Raw genomic sequence first — 19,833 nt, forward strand, 5'->3', positions numbered from 1 at the left:
GGAAACCATGTCGAAAATGCACGTCAAACTCACCGTGAACGGCAAAGAGGTCGAAGGTCTGGCCGAGCCGCGCACGCTGTTGATTCACTTCCTTCGGGAAGATCTGAAAATCACCGGCCCTCATATCGGCTGCGAGACCAGCCATTGCGGGGCCTGCACCGTGGATATCGATGGCAAATCCGTCAAATCCTGCACCACCTTCGTGGCGCAGGTGAACGGTGCCGATATCACCACCGTCGAAGGGCTCACCAACGACGATGGCAGCCTTGGCGTATTGCAGGAGATGTTCCGCGAACATCACGGGTTGCAATGCGGCTTCTGCACGCCGGGTATGATTACTCGCGCGCACCGCTTGCTGCAGGAAAACCCGAACCCGTCTGAGGAGGATATTCGCTTTGGCATGGCCGGGAACCTGTGCCGCTGCACCGGATACCAGAACATCGTCAAGGCGATCTCGGCTTCGGCTGACATGCTGAACGCTCAAAAGGAGGCTGCGGAATGAACGACCAGACACTGACCCCCGAAGAACGCGCCGCCAATCTCAAGGGGATGGGCAGCTCGCGCAAACGCGTCGAGGACGTGCGCTTTACCCAAGGCAAGGGCAACTATGTCGATGACATAAAGCTGGACGGGATGCTGTTCGGCGACTTCGTGCGCTCCCCCTACGCACATGCCCGCGTTGTAAGTGTGAACAAAGAGGCCGCCTTGGCGATGCCCGGCGTGATCGCTGTTCTGACCGCCGAGGATCTGGCTCCGCTGGGCTTGCATTGGATGCCGACCTTGGCCGGTGATAAGCAGATGGTTCTGGCCGACGGCAAGGTGCTGTTTCAGGGCCAGGAAGTCGCGTTTGTGGTCGCCGAAGACCGCTATATCGCCGCTGATGCCGTCGAACTGATCGATGTCGAATACGAAGAACTACCTGTTCTGACCGATCCGTTTGAGGCGCTGAAATCCGATGTGGTCCTGCGCGAAGACCTTGAAGGTCAGACCGAAGGTGCGCATGGCCCTCGCAAGCATCACAACCACATCTTCACCTGGGAACAAGGCGACAAGGATGCGACCGAGGCCATTCTGGCCGAAGCTGACGTGGTCGCCGAGGAGATGGTGTACTATCACCGCACCCACCCCTGCCCGTTGGAGACTTGCGGCTCGGTTGCCAGCATGGACAAGGTGACCGGAAAATTAACGCTGTATGGCACGTTTCAGGCACCGCACGCGATCCGGACGGTTGTGTCGCTGATCTCAGGCATCGCCGAACACAATATCCGCGTCATCAGCCCCGATATCGGTGGCGGTTTCGGCAATAAGGTTGGGGCTTATGCAGGTTATGTCTGCTCGGTCGTGGCCTCGATTGTCACCGGCAAGCCGGTGAAATGGGTCGAGGACCGGATGGAGAACCTGATGTCCACCGCCTTTGCCCGCGACTACTGGATGCAGGGCAAGATCGCGGCCACCAAGGACGGCAAGATCACCGGCCTGTGGTGTCACACCACGGCGGACCATGGCGGCTTTGACGCCTGTGCGGACCCGACCAAATTCCCTGCAGGCTTCATGAACATCTGTACGGGGTCGTATGACATCCCCACCGCCTATCTGGCCGTGGATGGAGTCTATACCAACAAGGCTCCGGGCGGGGTGGCCTATCGCTGTTCCTTCCGCGTGACCGAGGCCGCCTATTTCATCGAACGCATGATCGAGGTTCTGGCCATCAAACTGAACATGGACGCGGCCGAGCTGCGCCGGATAAACTTCATCAAGGCCGATCAGTTCCCGTACCAGTCGGCTCTGGGCTGGGAATATGACTCGGGCGATTACCATACCGCTTGGGACAAGGCATTGAAGGCCGTCGATTACGAAGGTCTGCGGGCGGAACAGGCACAGCGGGTTGAGGACTTCAAGGCTGGTAAAACCCGCAAGCTGCTGGGAATTGGTCTGACGCATTTCACCGAAATCGTGGGTGCCGGGCCAGTGAAGAACTGCGATATCCTTGGGCTTGGTATGTTCGACAGTTGCGAAATCCGGATCCACCCGACCGGGTCCGCCATCGCGCGGTTGGGGACGATTTCACAGGGTCAGGGCCATGCCACGACCTTTGCCCAGATCATCGCCAGTGAGATCGGTCTACCCGCCGATGATATCACTTTGGAGGAAGGCGACACCGATACTGCGCCCTACGGTCTGGGAACCTACGGCTCTCGGTCCACGCCCGTTGCCGGTGCAGCGACTGCCATGGCCGCGCGCAAAATCCGCGCCAAGGCGCAGATGATCGCGGCTTATCTGCTTGAGGTCCACGACGACGATGTCGAATGGGACGTGGATCGGTTCTGTGTCAAAGGCGCGCCCGAGCGGTTCAAGACTATGAAAGAAATCGCCTTTGCCGCCTATAACCAAGCGATACCGGGGTTGGAACCCGGTCTGGAGGCGGTCAGTTATTATGACCCGCCGAACATGACCTACCCGTTCGGGGCCTATATCTGCGTCATGGAGATCGACGTGGATACCGGTGAGTGGGACGTGCGAAAGTTCTATGCGCTGGATGATTGCGGCACCCGGATCAACCCGATGATCATTGACGGGCAGGTCCATGGTGGTGTGACTGAGGCCTTGGCCATCGCAATGGGGCAGGAGATTGCCTATGATGAGATGGGCAATGTGAAGACCGGCACGCTGATGGACTTCTTCCTGCCGACCGCGTGGGAGACGCCGAACTATATCACCGACTACACGGTGACCCCTTCCCCGCACCATCCGATTGGCGCGAAGGGGGTTGGGGAAAGCCCGAATGTGGGTGGCGTGCCCTGTTTCTCGAATGCGGTGCATGATGCGTTCCGACCCTTCGGGTTGGTGCAGAGCCATATGCCGCATGACCACTGGCGGATCTGGAAGATCGCCAATGGGTTGGGGATGCATGGGTGATTGGGTTCGGATCGGCCTAGCTGATCCGACCAAGGCAAGGGGGCTCTGCCCCCTTGGACCCCCGGGATATTTTTGGCCAGTTGAAGAATGGATCCTGGTTTTGACTTTGAGTGATGTGCAGAACGGGTTGGCCGCGCAAGGCTATGTTGCTGATGATCGGTTGGCGATGGCGCTGCATCTGGCGCAGACTTTGGGGCGGCCCTTGCTGCTGGAAGGTCCGGCAGGCGTTGGCAAGACCGAAGTCGCGAAGGCTCTGGCTGCCCAACACGACGCGCGCTTGATCCGCTTGCAATGTTATGAGGGGCTGGATGCCAGCCACGCCATTTACGAATGGAACTACCAACGACAATTGCTGGCCATCCGCGCGAGCGAAGCGCAAGGCGGCACAAGCGAAGCGCAGTTGTTCTCGGATGATTACCTTCTGAAACGGCCCCTTTTGGAGGCGATCAGTGAAGACGACCCTCCGGTTCTCTTGATAGATGAGATTGACCGTGCAGATGAGGAGTTCGAGGCCTATCTGCTTGAGATTTTGTCAGATTTTCAGATCACGATTCCGGAGCTTGGGACAGTCAAGGCACGCTCCCGCCCGATTGTGATCCTGACGGCCAATGGCACACGGGACCTGTCCGACGCGTTGCGGCGGCGGTGTTTGTATAGCTATCTCGGCTATCCTTCGCGCGAGACGGAAATGGCTATCTTGAAGGCGCGTATGCCCTCTGTTGAAGGGTTGCTGGCACGTCAGATCGTCGGGGTTGTTCAGGCCCTGCGCAAGGAAGACCTCGAGAAAACGCCGGGCATTGCCGAGATGCTGGACTGGGCCGCCGCCCTGTCTGGGCTTGGTGTGAACGACATGGCCCAGTCTCGGGGCGAGGTGCATGCTACGCTGGTCTGCCTGCTGAAAACAGCCGCCGACTATGATGCCGCTCCGCCTGAGGTTCTGGATCGTTTGATCGGGAAGGTCGCGTGATGCAGGTCACCCGGTTCCCCTCACGCGCGGCAGGCTTGGCGGACCGCATGAGCGGCTTCATGGCCCATCTGCGGATGAACGGATTGCGCGTGGGTCCCGCCGAAACCGGTGACGCGCTGGCCGCCTTGGCGGCGGTCGAGGCAACCGACGCGACAAAGGCCAGGCAGGCCTTGTGCGTGTTGCTGACAGGCAGCGCCGAGGATTGGCGACGCTTTGATGAGCTGTTCGACGCCTACTGGTTCAATGTCGGCAAGCAGCGCAGTGGGACAGCGCAGACCGCTCACGTACGGGTACAGTCGGCGAAACCGAAGATCTGGCAGCAGCAAGCACAAGACGAACAGGATCCGCAAACGGATACAGATCAGGCAGCCGCCACTCCTGATCCGGGCGACGGCGAGGCCGAAGGGATGGATGGGAAGCTGATTGCGACCCGAACGGCCAACCTGTCGCGCCGGGATTTGCGCGAATTGATGGATGACGAGTCGCTGAGACAGGCTGAACGGGCCGCAACACAGCTGGCCCGGGCAATCCGCGACCGCCGATCTCGCCGACGTAAACAAGCATCACGTGGCCGGACGCTGGACATGCGGCGGATACAACGGGCCAGTCTGGCGCGGGGTGGAGAGCCGATGGACCTCTATCGCCGTGCGCGACCGCCGCGACCGATGCGGATCGTTGCGCTATGCGATGTCAGTGGGTCGATGACCGTTTATTCCCGAGTCTTCCTGGCGTTTCTCAAGGGCCTGATCGGCAGCGGAACCGAAGCCGACGCTTATCTGTTCCACACCCGTCTGATGCGCGTGACGGACGCACTGCGCGATCACGACTCAATCCGCGCTGCGGGACGGCTTTCACTGATGGCCGAGGGTTTTGGCGGCGGGACCGACATCTCTGGCAGTCTCGAAAGCTTTCTGGACGGCTACGGCGCGCGGGCGCTGAACGGACGGACGATCGTGCTGATCTTGTCGGATGGGTATTGCAGCACGACTCCGCAGGCCTTGGGGCAGGTTCTGGAACGGATTCAACGCAAAGCGCGCCGGGTCGTCTGGCTGAACCCGCTGAAAGGCTGGCAGAATTACCAACCGGTTGCCGCTGCCATACAGGCCGCAGAACCCCATCTGGATGCCCATCTGCCCGCCAATACGCTTGAGGCGCTGGCGGCGCTGGAACCCGAATTCAGAAAACTGTGAAAGGATATACCGATGGCAGGTTTCGACATTTTCGACACGATTGAAGAGCTGCGCCGCACCGGCAACGCCTTTTGCGTGGCGACAGTTCTGCGCACCGCCGATGCGACCTCGGCAAAGGCCGGAGGCAAGGCGGCCATTACCCGCGACGGTACGGTTCTAGGCCATCTGGGGGGTGCCTGCATACAACGCGCGGTTCGCGCCGCGGCACAAGAGGCGTTGATGTCGGGTGAGCCGAAAATGATCCGCGTCAAACCCTCGGACAAGGTTGTGTCTATGGCCGACCCGGACGGTGTTCAGACCTACAAAAGCGGGTGCCCATCCGGAGGGACAGTGGACATGCTGATCGAACCCTATCAACACGCTCCGCGCTTGATCATATTCGGAGACTCTCCGATTGCGCAGGCGTTGGCGTCCCATGCGGCACTGGCTGGGTTGCGCGTGTGTTTGCCTGAGGGTGCTGAAAACACGGTGAAATACACCCCCTTTGATCCCAACGACCTGAACGCATTGGGCGTTGAAGCGCGTGATTTTGTTGTGGTGGCGTCGCAAGGCAAAGGCGACGGAGCGGCATTGAAAGCTGCACTGCAGTCACCCGCGCGCCGCGTGTCCATGGTTGCAAGCCGCCGCAAGGCCGAAGTGCTGTGTGCCAAACTGGAAACACAAGGGCTGAGCACAGAGCAGACCAAGCGCCTGAAATCGCCCGCCGGGTTGGATATCCACGCGATCGACCCGCATGAAATCGCGCTTTCGATTTTGGCTGAAATCATCATGTGGCGCAATTCTGACAAATCCCAGGAGACGTCCCATGATGAGAAAATGGCTTAGCTGGCTGCACGCTTTCAAGGCGGCGCAGCCCGAGTTGACCGCGGAGGAGGCGACCGAAAAAGCCCTCCGTGTCTTTCCGAAATGTTGTTGAAAAAGGACCCCCCAGATGGAACTCACTGACGAAATCCGCATCGCTGCCCCCAAGGATGCCGTTTACCGTGCGCTCAACGATCCCGATGTGCTGCGCGAATGCATTCCGGGTTGCGAAGAGTTGATCCAGCATTCGCCTGAACACCTCGAGGCCAAAGTCGTCCTGAAAATCGGCCCGGTCAAAGCCCGCTTCAACGGCGAGGTGACGCTGGACAACTCTCAGGCGCCAGATGCGTTTTCGCTGTCCGGCGAAGGCAAAGGCGGCGCTGCGGGTTTTGCCAAGGGCGGTGCGGATGTATCGTTGACTACCGAAGGGGATGAAACGGTTCTGTCCTACACCGCCAAGGTTACGATCGGCGGCAAGATCGCACAATTGGGCAGCCGCCTGATTGCAGGGACGGCCAAAAAGCTATCTGGCAAGTTTTTCGACAAGTTCGGAGAAGTCGTTGCAGAACAATTCGTTCAATAAGCGCCGCGCCTAACGCGCATCCAGCGGATGTGGCAGTGTCTGCCACATCGCCTTTTTTTCGTCAGCCCTGAGCCTCATCCTGCATGTAGGCGATGACATTGGTGATATCGGCCTCTTTCTTCAGGCCGGGGAACTGCATTTTATTGCCGGGCAGAAACCCTTTGGGGTCGGTCAGAAACGCCGCCAGATTTTCCGGCGTCCAGACAAGATCGGCATTGGCAAGCGGGCCGGAATATTTGAACCCATCCACCTGCCCCGCAGATGCACCCACCACATTAAACAGCGAGGGCCCTACACCATTGCGGCCTTCTTTCAGCTGATGGCAGGCTTTGCACTTGCGAAAGACCTTCTTGCCCGCTTTGAGATCCCCGTCCACTGCGGCGATTGCAACCGGAGAGACGGGCGCGGCTTCGGCCTTGTTATCGTCCATGGTAAATACAAGCCGCGCGGTGATCGGTACGGTCCGCGTGATGCCGGGTAGGTCGGCCAGTTCCATCAACTTGTCGACGCCTGCATCCACGCCTGCATCCTCGGTGCTGAGAAAGACCATATCATTGGTGGAAACCATCACCGACGTCTCGGTCAGTCGCACCACGAACATCTCGGCGTCGAACTCGATCTCGGTCCCGACCAGAGACAACGCGGCCTCGACATCGATGATCGACGATGCGCCCACGGCAAGGCCCGAGACCTCATCCATGTCGAATTCAGCGGTCAAAGCAGCGGTGCCTGCCTTGCGGAACACGTATTCGATCATCCGTTCGTTGCGAATGTCGATATTGGTTTCTACCGAGGACAGATCAATCTCGATCTCGGCCTTGCCATCAGGGCTGACATGACCGCTCAGCGAGGTGAAGGAATTGACCTCGCCCACGGTGTCTTTTTTGATCGTGCCATAGGCCAGATGAGAGGCATCCGAGGACAAAGTCCAACTTTCCGAAAGAGCCGGGGTTGCAACAATTGCAGACGCAATCGTGACTGCTTTCAACAGAAGTTTCATTTCTTTTCTCCTCAGGTTATGTAATTTCTGACCCCGCGGGCCCGGTCCGTGAAAGACAAACACACACAGGTCGCTATTTATTCGATGAGTGGTGAAATCAGCTCGGAACAGGCCGTGCGCGGCGCGATCCAGACGCATTCGAAACGCGTGTGGCGTTTCGGGCTTGCCCTGTCGGGCGCCTCGGATGTGGCCGACGACCTTTTGCAATCCACATGCCTGCGCGCGCTGGAGCGTCACCATCAGGTGACATCCCATGACAGGCTGGACAGCTGGCTGATGACGATCTGCCGCTCGATCTGGCTGAATGAGGTGCGCGCGCGCTCGGTTCGTAAGGCACAGGCCTTGTCTGTGACCCCAGAAACCGAATTAATTGCAACAGGACCGGATTCAGAAACGAATATTTTCGCGGCTGAAGTGTTTACTCAAGTGATGCACCTGCCAGAGGCACAGCGCGAGACCGTGATGCTTGTCTTCGTGGAAGGGTATAGCTATCGCGAGGCAGCAGCCTTGCTTGAGGTGCCGATTGGAACAATCATGAGCCGACTATCTACGGCTCGGCAGAAACTGAAAACCGTGATGCAGCACGAGGCTGCGGACGCCGTTCGACGGGGTGGCAAATGACGTTTTCCGATGAAACGCTGCTGGCGTATCTGAATGGAAATCTGGGCGAGACCGAGGCGCAAGAGATCGAGAGCGCGGTCGAAGCCGATCCAGAACTGGAACAGCGCCTGATGGCGCTTGATCCGTTTGCACCCGTTGTGCATTCGGTCTTCAAGGATGTTCCGCAGGATGCGCCTCAGATCACCTTGCCGGACCGCGCGACGTCTCAACCCGCGTCTCAACCTTTTCGATTGCTGGCCGTTGCGGCCTCGGTCGCGATTGTGGCGGTCTCGGCGACGTTGTGGGCGACACGACCCGCGCCGCTAGGTTGGGCGCAACAGGCGGCAATCTACCAATCGCTCTATGTGCCTGAAACAATAGCCACTCTGGACACCGCACCCGAGGCGCTTGAGGCCCAGTTTGCTCAGGCCGAGGCCACGCTGGGTCGATCACTGAATCGCGAAGCCCTGAGCGCCTTGCCGGGGGCCAAGCTGAAGCGGGCTCAGGTTCTGTCTTTCAAGGGCAAGCCACTGGTTCAGGTCGTCTTTGCAGATGATCAGGGGCGGCCTTTCGCCTTTTGCGTGATCCGTCAAGGGCCTGGGGCACCGGACAAGGATGTGAACCTTGCCGTTCTCAGCGGGCTGGCAACGGCCACTTGGGCGGAAGACGGCTATGGCTACATGATCATCGGTGCCGATGGGCAGAGCGATCTGAGCGATCGCCTGACAGCATTTTCCGAGGCAATTTCCAGCTAAAATGCGCCTGGGCCTAGGCCAGTCGCGGAGGCCAAAGAATACACCACATCGGACTTTCGAAACGAATAGCGAAATGACCAAGTTGTGAACGCCTAATGCAGGCGGTTCGATGGCGTGGGCGCGTCCTCGAGAACCAGCTTTCCGTTCTTCAGATGCCGCTCGACGAACTTCTTCTGCAAACGACCGGCTGGCACGGGATATGCCGTTTCCGGGGCGTAGCCCTGACGTTTCACTTCCGGGAAGAGGGTAAAGATTTCTTCTCGGGCCTCTTCCGATATTGTCTTGATTGCTTCGGGGCCTGTAAACAAACTCTCCGAAGGAGCACCATCGGCGAAAATGACCTCGTGTTGATCGAAGAGAAGGTGGAAATAGACGACCTCGGTTATGTCTTCATCCACGTAGATCCCAGGTAACGCGGCCAGCTTTATTGCCGACACAAGGACATCGGGACTGCGGAACATACGCTCGGACACTTTGGAAAACACCAACATGCGGTGTTGTCTGGACACCAGCAGGTCTTTTGCCGGAAGCCCCTGCCCAAGCGCGCCGGCAGAGATACGGACAGGTCGTAGTTTTTCCGCAGCTACACCTTGGGCCGCAAAGTCCACCGTTTTGGAACCAACCCACCGCAACCGCTGCGGGCCATTTCCCTTGGTCAGAACGGTGTCTCCCACGGACAGATTTTCAACAGAAGTTGGGCCGTTCGGCGTTTCGATCATAGTTCCCGCGCACAAACACAGAATATCGCCGGAGATATCACCAAAGCCGATTGCACCGGTATTGGCACCCGAAGACAGACCCCCTTCGAAAATGACCTCAATACGCGACACCGGGCCTGCGATGGAAACGGTCAGCGAATCTGGCGCACCTGGCCCTTCGACACCCGGAGACACATTCCCGTTGGCTTCGACCGTATTGCCGGTCTGGACGTGAAATGGGCTGAGGTTGGAGAAAACAACTGGGACCGGATTGTCGTTAACATCAAACGCCAGAACCGTCACTCTATCGTCGAATGAGAATTCGTTGCTGTCCAGATCCAGAATTTCGAAGGTCACGTTTTTAACAGCGGTTGAAAACGTCACCTCTGATGTCGCTGGGCCCGGGATGCCCGAAACAAACAGGTTTCCACCAAGAAAACCATTGAAGAATACCCCTGGATCAGAGGCCACGGTTAGCGTCGACGAGTTCGAACCGTCTGTCAGCACGGTCGAACTGTTCGCACTGCCCAGAGTTGACCAATCAAATAGGAATGGCACTACTGCTTCTCCCAAACCGCTTAAACTGCATAGAATATCGATATTCTATCTCGTGCCTATTAATGCATCCTTAAATTGACAACCCTAGTATCTTTTTCCTGTAGTGTGACCAAATACAGCGTACCCCAATCAATCAGGACCGAATATGGCCGTCGTTACCATGCCTGCGCAGACAGCCCAACGGCTGAAGGACGAAATTCTCAAGCTATCGCAATCTGTTGAGGTCAAAATGTTTCTGGCCAAAGACGTCGTTCAACTGATCGGTTTCACCGAAGAAGAGATCGCAGGTTTTGGCGGAGAAACCGGCGATGCGGTCATTTTGGCAGTGCGGGACCTTGAGGCTCTAAAGCAAGCTATTCCACAATCAGCCGGGGATCGCCTGAACTATATCCCGATCGTGAACGAAAAAGCCAAGGCCAAGCTGGATCCGTTTTATCAGGCCTAGACCGCACTCTGCGTGTTTGCGGCAAAGGGTGAGGCATACGCCCCACCCCCTTAGTATCACGCGTCGATGATGTTGTGGCCGGGACCGTAGGGGAAGCCGGTGATGTTCTCGGCCCCGTCTTCTTCGACCACCAGGATATCATGCTCACGGTAGCCTCCGGCTCCGGGTTGGCCTTCGGGGATCCACAGCATCGGTTCGATGGACACGACCATGCCGGGTTCCAGAACCGTGTCGATATCCTCACGCAGTTCCAGACCCGCCTCGCGACCATAGTAGTGGCTGAGCACACCGAAGGAGTGGCCATAACCGAAGGAGCGGTATTGCAGCAGGCCCTCATCTTCAAAGAAACGGTTGATCTCAGCGGTGATGCCGGAACAGGTCGCACCGGGTTTGATCAGGCTCAGGCCAAGCTCATGCGCGGCGACGTTAGCCTTCCAGATGCACAAGCTCTCAGCGTCGGGTTCGCCCAGAAACAGGGTGCGCTCCAGTGCCGTGTAATACCCCGAAATCATCGGGAAGGTGTTCAGCGACAGGATATCGCCCTTTTGCAGCGCCCGTTTAGTGACCGGGTTATGCGCGCCATCGGTGTTGAGGCCGGACTGGAACCAGACCCAAGTGTCACGGTATTCTGCGTCGGGATAAGCGCGGGCGATCTCCGCCTCCATCGCGTCGCGACCGGCCATGGCGATCTCGATTTCGGTTGCGCCTTCGCGGATGGCGGCGTGAATGGCGGCTCCGCCCACGTCAGCGGTGCGAGCACCACCTTTGATCAGTTCGATCTCTTCGGCGGATTTCACCATACGGGCCGCCATGGTGTCGTGCGCGATGTCGACCAGTTCAGGCTGGCCCAGCATCGCCAAAGCCGTATCGCGCGCGGCGAGGGTCATGTGATCGCTCTCGATCCCGATCCGTTTCGCGCCACCGATCAGGCTGGCCACCGCGCGCCAGTAATTGTCGCGCTTCCAATCGGTATAGATAACATTGTCTTCGACCGAGCGGCGCCACGGCTGGCCCGCGTCGATATTGGCCGAAACCGTGGTGCAGGCGTCCTGCGTAACTACGCAGCCATAGGCCCGGCCAAAGGCGCAGTACAGAAAGCCCGAGTAATAGGCGATGTTCTGCATCGACGTCAGAAGAACTACGGGAATATCCCGCGCTGCCATAATGGCGCGCAGTTTGCCCAGACGGCGATCGTATTCGCCTTTGCTGAACGGCAGCGGGGCCTTGTCGCCATTGTGGCAGGTAAAGAATTCGGGGCGATTTGTCATGTTCAGGTCTCTCATCTTTGCCGGGCGGCAAACCCGGCCACTTGTCCCGGCGTTCAGGACAGGCGGTCTCGGGGTCCGAGAGCCGATCATCCCAGTGCGCCCGCGACGCCATCGCGGCTGGGATGAACAGGTGAATCGTTAGATCAGGTGCGCGCTTGCGTCAAGCGGGGGAAAGCCCCCGCAGACGCTCGGACCGGCGGCGTAGCAATTCGACCGTTGTCAACAGCGCGATCGAGATCACCACAAGGATTGTCGCCACCGCCAGAATGGTCGGGCTGATCTGTTCGCGCAGGCCGGTGAACATCTGCCATGGCAGTGTCTTCTGGCTGGCCGAACCGACAAACAGCACCACGACCACCTCGTCGAACGAAGTGATGAAGGCAAACAAACCACCCGAGATCACGCCCGGCAGGATCAGCGGCATCTGGATCTTGAAGAAGGTCCGCACCGGCCCTGCGCCCATATTCGCCGCCGCCCGCGTCAGCGAGCGGTCAAAGCCGACCAGCGTGGCGGTCACGGTGATGATGACGAACGGGATGCCCAGAACGGCGTGGGCGAGGATGACCTTCACATAGCCAACGAAGTTCTTGTTCATACCCAGCGTGCCTTCCATGAAGCGACCGATATCGCTGTAGAAGAAGAACATGCCGGTGGCCGAGATGATCAGCGGTACGATCATCGGCGAGATCAAGATACCCATGATGGCACGACGGCCGGGAACATGGCTCTGGCTCAGGCCGATGGCCGCGAGCGTGCCCAGCGAGACCGAGATCACCGTCGCAATCGGCGCAATGATCAGTGAGTTTTTGAAGCTGCGCTGCCATTCATTGTTAGTGAAGAAGTCGCGGTAGTGCTTCAGCGAATACCCCTCGGGGTCCAGTCGCAACATCTCGGGCGTGAAGGTAAAGAAGTCCTGCGCGTTGAACGATAGTGGCAGAACCACAAGGATCGGCGTAATCAGGAAGACGAAGATTGCACCGCAGATCACACGGAACAGGTAGTGATAGAACACTTGTTTCGCAGTCAGATAGGGCAGCAGTTTGCGGCGATAGCGACCCTCATACAGCCAGTAGATGAACCATGCGAAGAACCAGCCGCCCAAGAGGCCCAGAACGCCGCCCATAGGACCCGAAATCAGAAATCCGGCGATGCCTAAGCCCAAAATGGTGATCCAGCGGGCCAGATTCTCATTCTTCAGAACAGCGATGTAGATCCAGGCAAGTGCCGCGATCAGGGCGGCTCCGCCAATGATGCCCAGAAAGATCGAACCGTTCCCTGCGCCAACGAAGACACCGGCGAAGGCCCCTGCCAGCGCAACGCTTGGCAGAACCATGGACATCGGTTTGCGGGAAATCGGAGTAAGTGCGGCCATGTCGATTATCCCAGCTTCACGTTATCAATGCCGACGATCTTGTCGTAACACCAGTAGAGCAACAGCACGACAGCTAGCAGGATCGTACCCAGCGCCGCGGCCAGCCCCCAGTTCAGCGAGGACGAGATGTGGTAGGCAATCCGGTTCGAGATGAAGACGCCCTTGGTGCCGCCCACGATCTCGGGCGTGATGTAGTAGCCGATGGCTAGAATGAACACGAGAATCGATCCAGCGCCGATGCCCGGAATGGATTGCGGGAAATAGATGCGCCAGAAGGTTGTCCAATTCGTCGCGCCCATAGATTTCGCGGCGCGGGTGTAGGACTCCGGGATCGTCTGCATCACCGAATACATCGGCAGGATCATGAACGGCAGCAGAATATGCGTCATCGCGATGATCGTACCGATCTGGTTGTTGATGATGACAAGTCGGGCGTCATCGGCCACCAACCCAAGCCAAACCAGCGTTTCGTTGATCACACCCTGTTGTTGCAGCATGACCTTCCACGCCGACGTTCGCACCAATAGCGAGGTCCAGAAGGGTAACAAAACGAGTATCATCAGTAAGTTTGACACCCGCATTGGAAGCGTCGCCAAAAGGTAACTGACAGGATAGGCCAGCAAGATACAGGACGCGGTTATCACCAGTGACATGAACAAGGTACGCCCGAAGAGCTTGATCAGGATCTGCTTGTCCTCGGGTTGCGCCTGCGCGCCTTCGGGCGTGCGGCGCATATCGACCGCATTCAGGAAGTATCCGTTCGTCACAGCGGGCGAATGTGTCTTGATCACCGCCCAAGTCTGCGGTTCGCCCCAGCCCTCATGGATTTCGATCACCTGATCCTTGAACGGACCATCGGTTTCGGGGTCCAGCTTGCCCATTTTCCGACCCGAGCGACGGAACATCGAAGACATGCCTGTCTCTTCGTAGTTCAGGCGCGAGCCCAGCCGGGTATGTGTCTTGTTGTCGACGGCCACGACCATGTCGCGGACAAAGGCGTCATAGACGGCCTCGTCAGGCAGTTCGCCACTGTTTTCGTCCCAGCTTTGCAGGGCTTCGACCGTCAGGGGCAGGGTTTGCTGCACAATGCTGTTTTCCACCGACCGGAAAAGCATCGATGCAATCGGCACGATGAACGAGAACAACACGAATAATAGCAGAGGGGCCACCAGCATCAGCGCCCGCAGCTTTTGTCGCCTCAACGAACGTGCCAGCGATTGCTTGAGCGGCGTTCCATCCGCTGCCAGCATAGGTCCGGCGTTTTGGCTTGCGTCAGTCATCAGTGCCCCTTGGGTTTTCTTTGGTCCGGGGGCGGCGCACCGCCCCCGACTTTGTCATGCAATCAGACGCTTATTGCGCCAACCACGCCTGGAACTTGGCGTCGATGTCGTCGCGGTAGTCAGCCCAGAACTCGTAGTTATACAGGAACGTGTTCTTGGCGTTGTTCGGATCGGTCGGCATGTGCGGCGCCATGTCGATACCCAGATCGGCATGCTGACCCACCAGCGGAGCCGACGAGGCACGGGCCGGGCCGTACGAGATGTACTTGGCCTGATCCGCAAGACGCTGAGTGTCGGTCGCGAACATGATGTAGTCCAGTGCGCGCGCCTGACGCTCTTCGCTCAGACCGGCCGGGATGATCCAACCGTCCAGATCGAACACCTGCGCATCCCACAGCATAGCAACGGGCTGGTTCTGCTCTTCGATCACGCTGAACAGACGACCGTTATAGGTCGAGCCCATGATGACCTCACCATCAGCCAGCAGCTGGGGGGTGTCAGCACCTGCCGACCACCAGACAACACTGTCCTTGATGGTGTCGAGCTTGGCCAGAGCCTGGTCCTGACCCTCTGCAGTCGCCAGCACGTCATACACGTCGTCCTTGGCAACGCCGTCACAGATCAGAGCCCATTCCATGTTGTTGATCGGACGCTTTTCCAGCGAGCGCTTGCCCGGATAGTTTTCCAGATCAAACACGGCGCAGACGTCTGTCGGCGGCGTGTCACCGACCAAGTCGGTGCGATAGCCGAACGTGGTCGAGTAAACGATCTGCGGGATAAAGCAGTCGCTGACCAGCAGATCACCGAAGTCTTCGGATGCGGGCGTGCCATCAGGTGCCGGGGCCAGCATGGTGTCGGGATCGATTTCCATCGCCAGACCTTCGTCGCACAGACGGATCGCGTCCGCCGCAACAACGTCAACCACGTCCCAGGTGATGTTCCCGGCTTCGTTCATCGCGCGCAGCTTGGCAACCGCTTCGGCCGAGCTGTCGTCGTTCAGAATGGTGACGCCAGTCTTTTCCGAATAGGGCTCGTGATAGGCCTTAAGCTGCGATTTGGAATAGGCCCCGCCCCATGAGACGATGGTCATTTCTTCGGCGGAAACGCCACCGGCCGCTGTTGCCAGAGCCGCTGCAGTCAGCAGTGTCTTTGTTGGTTTCATGTAAAACTCCCAGTATTTCCCGTTTGTTGTATGGTCAGCCGACGCACGGGTTTTCGCCAGCCGGTCCCTCAGTGTAACCGCGCTTGTGCCGCGCGGCTTGGTCTATGCGTCAAGCGCACGACAATCCTTTGCCAGCCAACCAATATCGATCTCTTGACCGGGTTGTAGGCGAATGGCATCGGGGGCGTTCCGTGTTTTGACGATGAACTCGTCATTGCCAGCCACAGACATGCGGAAGCGGAACACGTCGCCCATATAGATGAATTCCTTGACCGTCGCCTTCAGCGTATGCGCGTCGGCATGCAGACGATCCTTGTTGAATTCGACACGTTCCGGACGGATCGAAACCTTGGTCCGTTCGCCCGGGTTGTGCACATTGATCGGCACCGCATCAATTTCTGATCCGTCATCCAGCTGCACCACACAGCCGTCGCCGTCGATGGATTTGACCACACCTTCCAGAGTGTTGTTCTCCCCGATGAACTGCGCGACGAAGCTGTTATCGGGCTCTTCATAGAGTTGATCCGGCGGGGCCAGCTGCTGAATGCGGCCATCGTCGAACACGGCGACACGGTCTGACATCGTCAGCGCCTCGGTCTGGTCGTGGGTCACATACACGGTGGTAATGCCCAGCTCATGCGCCAGTCGGGTGATTTCGAACTGCATATGCTCACGCAGCTGCTTGTCGAGCGCGCCCAGCGGCTCGTCCATCAGCACTAGTTCCGGCTCGAACACTAGCGCACGGGCCAAGGCGATCCGCTGTTGCTGACCACCTGAAAGCTGCGCCGGACGACGCCCGCCAAAGGCACCCATCTGCACCATGTCCAAAGCGCGCTTGACCTTTTCGTCCCGCTCGGACTTGCCCAGCTTGCGTACTTCCAGAGGAAAAGACAGGTTTTCGGCCACCGTCATGTGCGGGAACAGAGCGTAATTCTGAAACACCATGCCAATCCCGCGTTTGTGCGGCGGGATATTGTTGATGGGCTTTCCATCCAGCAGGATTTCACCATGGGTAGCGGTTTCAAACCCGGCGAGCATCATAAGGCAAGTTGTCTTGCCTGAGCCTGACGGCCCGAGCATTGTCAGAAACTCGCCCTTCGGCATTGCAAGGTTGAGATCTTTAACGACGAGATTCTCGCCATCATAAGACTTCTGAACGCGTTGAAATTCGACAAACGCGGCGTCGTTCGTTGTACCGGTCACAAGACCCCCTGTTTCGTCAAATGATTACCCGAGGCTTTCGGATTTCATTGATCTGTGATGCACAGTTAAGACCAAGCGATACGCACTTGGCAACAAGTTATGGTGCTTTTGCCAAAATTGAGTACACACTTACCTGTCAATGCACAGCGTTTAAGCGCCTCATATGCCACGCAAGACATTGATTACTCGACAAAACAGGTTTTCCGATCCGCTCCTGGATTTTCGGTATCGCGTCGAGAGTTCGCAGGTTGGTACAACTCAGGAACACCGCTTCGACCGCTGAATCTGCTCCCAGTTCGGAGGCAGCTTCGACCACGGATTCCGTCGAGATACGCGCCACCTTGGCCTCCTCAGCCTCCCCGAAACTTGCGAACACATCCATGCTTATACCGCTAGCCTGAAACGCGGTACGCAGAGGTATGTTGACCTCCTCGATGTAAGGCGACAGCAGAGCAAATTTCGAAACACCGAGGTCGGCAGCGCAGGCAATCGCCGCGCGCAGAGGATTCGTGACTTCACGGGTATTGCATGTCTGTTTGACCAGTTCCGCGACGCGCTCTGACCCGATCACAGAACTGGCCGAGGTACAGCCATAACCCACAACATTGTAGGGTCGCGCATTTGGAAGCAAACGCGCTGCTGCGGGCAGCGCCTTCTCCATCTCGGCAAGGCTTTCGGTCGTCACCTCGATCCCGCTGGGAATACGCGTGACGTGAAGAGGATATTTGCGGTCCGCGAAATATGCGCCGAATTCAGGCTCTAGCGTCTCATCGACCTGCAAAACGATCAGCCCAAGCGGCGAGGCGTTTGGATCGTCTTCGTCCAGAGTGTAAGGGACATGGGTCATAGCTGCATCATCTCCGGCCCGATCCTCGGGCTGATAAACCGTGGGGTGCTGTCAGTGATGACTATGTTTTCCTCATGCACCAGAATTTTGTCCCCAACGGCGATGCCCGGTTCCAGTGTCAAAACCATGCCCGGCTCCAGAACGGTGTTGTCCGACGGGATCAGGGACGGCCATTCGGTGAGGGACATTCCCAAACCATGGCCCAGGCGACCCGCATCCGTACCCTCTGCATCCGCCGTGAGAACCGCGTTCATGGCATGAAACAAATCCGCTGCGGTTGCGCCCGGACGAGCGATTTCGAACGCAGCATCCGATGCCTCGATTAACCTAGCATGGGCGTTTGCCACATCAGGCCGAGGCGGGCCGATTGACCAGTTTCGGTCGAAGTCACAGAAATACCCGTCCCAGACCAAACCAGTGTCCAACATCAACACATCGCCCAGCGCCAGCGGTACGCCAAAGGCTGGTGAAATCACATCGGCATAGCCGCCCTGCTCCGCACCGCCTGCAAGATAGGGCACCCAATCGGCGCCCTCTTCCAAGCACAGCATCTGAAAGCGGCGGAACACCTCATCCAACGGCACTCCCTCTCCGGCGATCTCGGGGACGCGGGCGAAGGCCCGACCGGCAATGCTACAGGCGGTTTCGATTTTGGCGATCTCGGCCTGGGATTTGACCATACGCAACTGGCGCAGAATGCCCCTGTCGCCTGTCAGCGCCCGTGTTCCAAGCTGGCCGCGCAGACGTTCAAGGTCTGCCAAAGGCATGCGGAGGTGCGTCTCATGCCCATCCGGTATCCCAATTCGCCCCTCTTCGGGTGTCACTTCCGCCAGCGTGTCGCATAGCAGGGAGACACCGTCATCTTTCAGATCAGGCGCACTCCACGTGCGGATATCATCGATCCATGTCTGCGCCATAAGGGCTGCCCCGATCGACGGGATCACTGCGATCGGCTTGCCCTCGGCTGGCACAATGAGGAACCACGGGCGGGTCGGGCTTTCCCAAAACCGGGTCAGAAACCCGGTGAAATAGCGTAGATCCGTCTCGGTTGTCAGCAAAAGCGCCGACAGGCCCGCCGCATCCATCAACTTTTGCGCGCGTCTGGTGCGCGCTTCAAACTCGGATCGTGCGAACCCCCTCATTCCGCAGTCTCGGAGAGGATGCACAGCACGCGTGAGGCCTCGGTCACTCCCAGCTCAGCCCGTGCCCGGTCATTCAAAACGGCTGCAAGCCCAGCGCCGCCCGAGGCCGTTGTCTCCAACCCCGCTGCGGCCATGGCTGGCAGTTTCTCGGACACGTCCTCATCCGAGAGCGTCAGAAACAGGTCAGCGTCGCGGGCCAATCCATTCAATGCGATCAGCGACGGCTCTTTGCAGTCCAGACGCCCCATAATGCTGTCCGGCCCATCGGCGAACACGCATGACCCGTCCTCAATACTGGCCTGTAGGGCAGGAGCGGCTTCAGGTTCGACCACGATTATTTTCGGCGCGTCGCCCCAGGCTTTGCGCGCATAGGCCGCTACAGCACCGGCAAGACCGCCAACACCTGCCTGCAACATGATGTGAGTCGGGGGCTCAGGGCATTGATCAACCGCCTCAGACGCCATTTGCAGGTACCCCTCCATCAGGGTCCAGGGCAGCTCACAATACCCGTCCCATGAGCTGTCCGAGAGCAGGATCCACCCGTTCTCTTCAGCCGCCGCGCTTGCCGCTTGCATGCTGGCCGCATAGTCAGAGCCACTGCGCACAACCTCGGCACCTTGGCCCTTCAATCGTGCGGCAAAACCCTCGGGCACCGTCTCGGCGATATAGACAACGGCCTTTGCGCCAAACATCCGCGCGCCCGCCGCAACGCTCATCCCGTGATTCCCGGCGCTTGCTGTCACGTAGGTTGACCCTGCCAACGTGTCTGCCCCCGGCGCGTCCGAGGCTTCGGCAGCATGGCGCGCAATCACATAGGCCGCGCCGAGGGCCTTGAACGAGCCCAGATTCATGCGCGCGCGTTCATCCTTGACCCAAAGCTGCGCAACCGGGGCGAGGCCTGCGGCATTCACCAACGGTGTTTCTTTCGCCGCTGGGCACATGGACAACAAGGCCGCAACGCGGGCCGCATCTGTCGACGGATAAGGAGCCGAGGGCGCAAGCTTGGGATCTGCCCGGTGTGTATTCGCAACGATCTTCATGTATCT

At 58.6% G+C, this 19,833-nt stretch carries 19 protein-coding genes; 9 read left to right on the forward strand and 10 right to left on the reverse strand.

Features of this window, described 5'->3' with window-relative positions; genetic code table 11:
• Window positions 1–7 precede the first annotated feature (7 nt).
• From ACR0NO_RS18250 to ACR0NO_RS18275, 6 genes are all read left to right on the forward strand, one after another.
• The gene (locus ACR0NO_RS18250; protein WP_170380391.1) at window positions 8–502 is read left to right on the forward strand and encodes a (2Fe-2S)-binding protein; all 495 of its coding nucleotides are present in this window, start codon (window positions 8–10) and stop codon (window positions 500–502) included.
• Window positions 499–2,916: an aerobic carbon-monoxide dehydrogenase large subunit gene (locus ACR0NO_RS18255; RefSeq protein WP_480724982.1), complete on the forward strand. Its 2,418-nt coding sequence runs from the start codon at window positions 499–501 to the stop codon at window positions 2,914–2,916. Before ACR0NO_RS18250 ends, ACR0NO_RS18255 begins: the two co-directional genes overlap by 4 nt.
• Before the next feature lie 100 nt (window positions 2,917–3,016).
• Entirely contained in the window at window positions 3,017–3,883 is an 867-nt protein-coding gene (locus tag ACR0NO_RS18260; RefSeq protein ID WP_480724983.1) for an AAA family ATPase, read from the forward strand.
• On the forward strand, window positions 3,883–5,073 hold the full coding sequence (locus ACR0NO_RS18265) for a vWA domain-containing protein (protein WP_480724985.1): 1,191 nt from the start codon (window positions 3,883–3,885) through the stop codon (window positions 5,071–5,073). Before ACR0NO_RS18260 ends, ACR0NO_RS18265 begins: the two co-directional genes overlap by 1 nt.
• Before the next feature lie 12 nt (window positions 5,074–5,085).
• On the forward strand, window positions 5,086–5,898 hold the full coding sequence (locus ACR0NO_RS18270) for an XdhC family protein (RefSeq protein ID WP_480724986.1): 813 nt from the start codon (window positions 5,086–5,088) through the stop codon (window positions 5,896–5,898).
• Window positions 5,899–6,004: 106 nt separating this feature from the next.
• A complete protein-coding gene (locus tag ACR0NO_RS18275) occupies window positions 6,005–6,457 on the forward strand; it encodes an SRPBCC family protein (RefSeq protein ID WP_480724988.1) in 453 nt (150 codons plus the stop codon).
• A 61-nt stretch (window positions 6,458–6,518) separates the two neighbouring features.
• Here ACR0NO_RS18275 and ACR0NO_RS18280 read toward each other — a convergent pair whose 3' ends face one another.
• Window positions 6,519–7,457 carry a c-type cytochrome gene (locus ACR0NO_RS18280; RefSeq protein WP_480724990.1) on the reverse strand — a complete coding sequence of 313 codons (939 nt, stop codon included), beginning with the start codon at window positions 7,455–7,457 and terminating at the stop codon, window positions 6,519–6,521.
• A gap of 84 nt (window positions 7,458–7,541) precedes the next feature.
• Here ACR0NO_RS18280 and ACR0NO_RS18285 point away from each other — a divergent pair, with 84 nt between their 5' ends.
• Both ACR0NO_RS18285 and ACR0NO_RS18290 read left to right on the forward strand, forming a co-directional pair.
• The gene (locus tag ACR0NO_RS18285) at window positions 7,542–8,078 is read left to right on the forward strand and encodes an RNA polymerase sigma factor (RefSeq protein WP_170484349.1); all 537 of its coding nucleotides are present in this window, start codon (window positions 7,542–7,544) and stop codon (window positions 8,076–8,078) included.
• On the forward strand, window positions 8,075–8,812 hold the full coding sequence (locus ACR0NO_RS18290; RefSeq protein WP_480724992.1) for an anti-sigma factor: 738 nt from the start codon (window positions 8,075–8,077) through the stop codon (window positions 8,810–8,812). Before ACR0NO_RS18285 ends, ACR0NO_RS18290 begins: the two co-directional genes overlap by 4 nt.
• A gap of 92 nt (window positions 8,813–8,904) precedes the next feature.
• On the opposite strand, the gene ACR0NO_RS18295 is transcribed toward ACR0NO_RS18290, so the two are convergent.
• Window positions 8,905–10,068 (reverse strand): Hint domain-containing protein, encoded by a 1,164-nt coding sequence (locus ACR0NO_RS18295; RefSeq protein WP_480724994.1) that lies wholly within the window; start codon window positions 10,066–10,068, stop codon window positions 8,905–8,907.
• A 145-nt stretch (window positions 10,069–10,213) separates the two neighbouring features.
• On the opposite strand from ACR0NO_RS18295, the gene ACR0NO_RS18300 reads away from it, so the two are divergent.
• Window positions 10,214–10,513, forward strand: coding sequence for a hypothetical protein (locus ACR0NO_RS18300; protein ID WP_170473702.1), 300 nt, complete (start codon window positions 10,214–10,216; stop codon window positions 10,511–10,513).
• A gap of 56 nt (window positions 10,514–10,569) precedes the next feature.
• On the opposite strand, the gene ACR0NO_RS18305 is transcribed toward ACR0NO_RS18300, so the two are convergent.
• From ACR0NO_RS18305 to ACR0NO_RS18340, 8 genes are all read right to left on the reverse strand, one after another.
• Window positions 10,570–11,781 (reverse strand): aminopeptidase P family protein, encoded by a 1,212-nt coding sequence (locus tag ACR0NO_RS18305; protein ID WP_480724996.1) that lies wholly within the window; start codon window positions 11,779–11,781, stop codon window positions 10,570–10,572.
• A gap of 160 nt (window positions 11,782–11,941) precedes the next feature.
• The gene (locus tag ACR0NO_RS18310; RefSeq protein WP_480724998.1) at window positions 11,942–13,153 is read right to left on the reverse strand and encodes an ABC transporter permease; all 1,212 of its coding nucleotides are present in this window, start codon (window positions 13,151–13,153) and stop codon (window positions 11,942–11,944) included.
• Between the two features lie 5 nt (window positions 13,154–13,158).
• Complete coding sequence (locus tag ACR0NO_RS18315) at window positions 13,159–14,433, reverse strand: ABC transporter permease (RefSeq protein WP_170556043.1); 1,275 nt, start codon at window positions 14,431–14,433, stop codon at window positions 13,159–13,161.
• Between the two features lie 70 nt (window positions 14,434–14,503).
• Window positions 14,504–15,595, reverse strand: coding sequence for an extracellular solute-binding protein (locus tag ACR0NO_RS18320; protein WP_170380379.1), 1,092 nt, complete (start codon window positions 15,593–15,595; stop codon window positions 14,504–14,506).
• A 102-nt stretch (window positions 15,596–15,697) separates the two neighbouring features.
• On the reverse strand, window positions 15,698–16,798 hold the full coding sequence (locus ACR0NO_RS18325) for an ABC transporter ATP-binding protein (protein ID WP_170556042.1): 1,101 nt from the start codon (window positions 16,796–16,798) through the stop codon (window positions 15,698–15,700).
• A gap of 136 nt (window positions 16,799–16,934) precedes the next feature.
• Window positions 16,935–17,645 (reverse strand): maleate cis-trans isomerase family protein, encoded by a 711-nt coding sequence (locus tag ACR0NO_RS18330; protein WP_480725000.1) that lies wholly within the window; start codon window positions 17,643–17,645, stop codon window positions 16,935–16,937.
• Window positions 17,642–18,787: a M24 family metallopeptidase gene (locus tag ACR0NO_RS18335; protein WP_170667703.1), complete on the reverse strand. Its 1,146-nt coding sequence runs from the start codon at window positions 18,785–18,787 to the stop codon at window positions 17,642–17,644. The genes ACR0NO_RS18330 and ACR0NO_RS18335 overlap by 4 nt, the downstream gene beginning before the upstream one ends.
• Window positions 18,784–19,827, reverse strand: a complete 1,044-nt coding sequence (locus ACR0NO_RS18340; RefSeq protein WP_480725001.1) for a pyridoxal-phosphate dependent enzyme — start codon at window positions 19,825–19,827, stop codon at window positions 18,784–18,786. Before ACR0NO_RS18340 ends, ACR0NO_RS18335 begins: the two co-directional genes overlap by 4 nt.
• Window positions 19,828–19,833: the final 6 nt, after the last annotated feature.

The organism is Ruegeria sp. CL3, assembly GCF_056536505.1.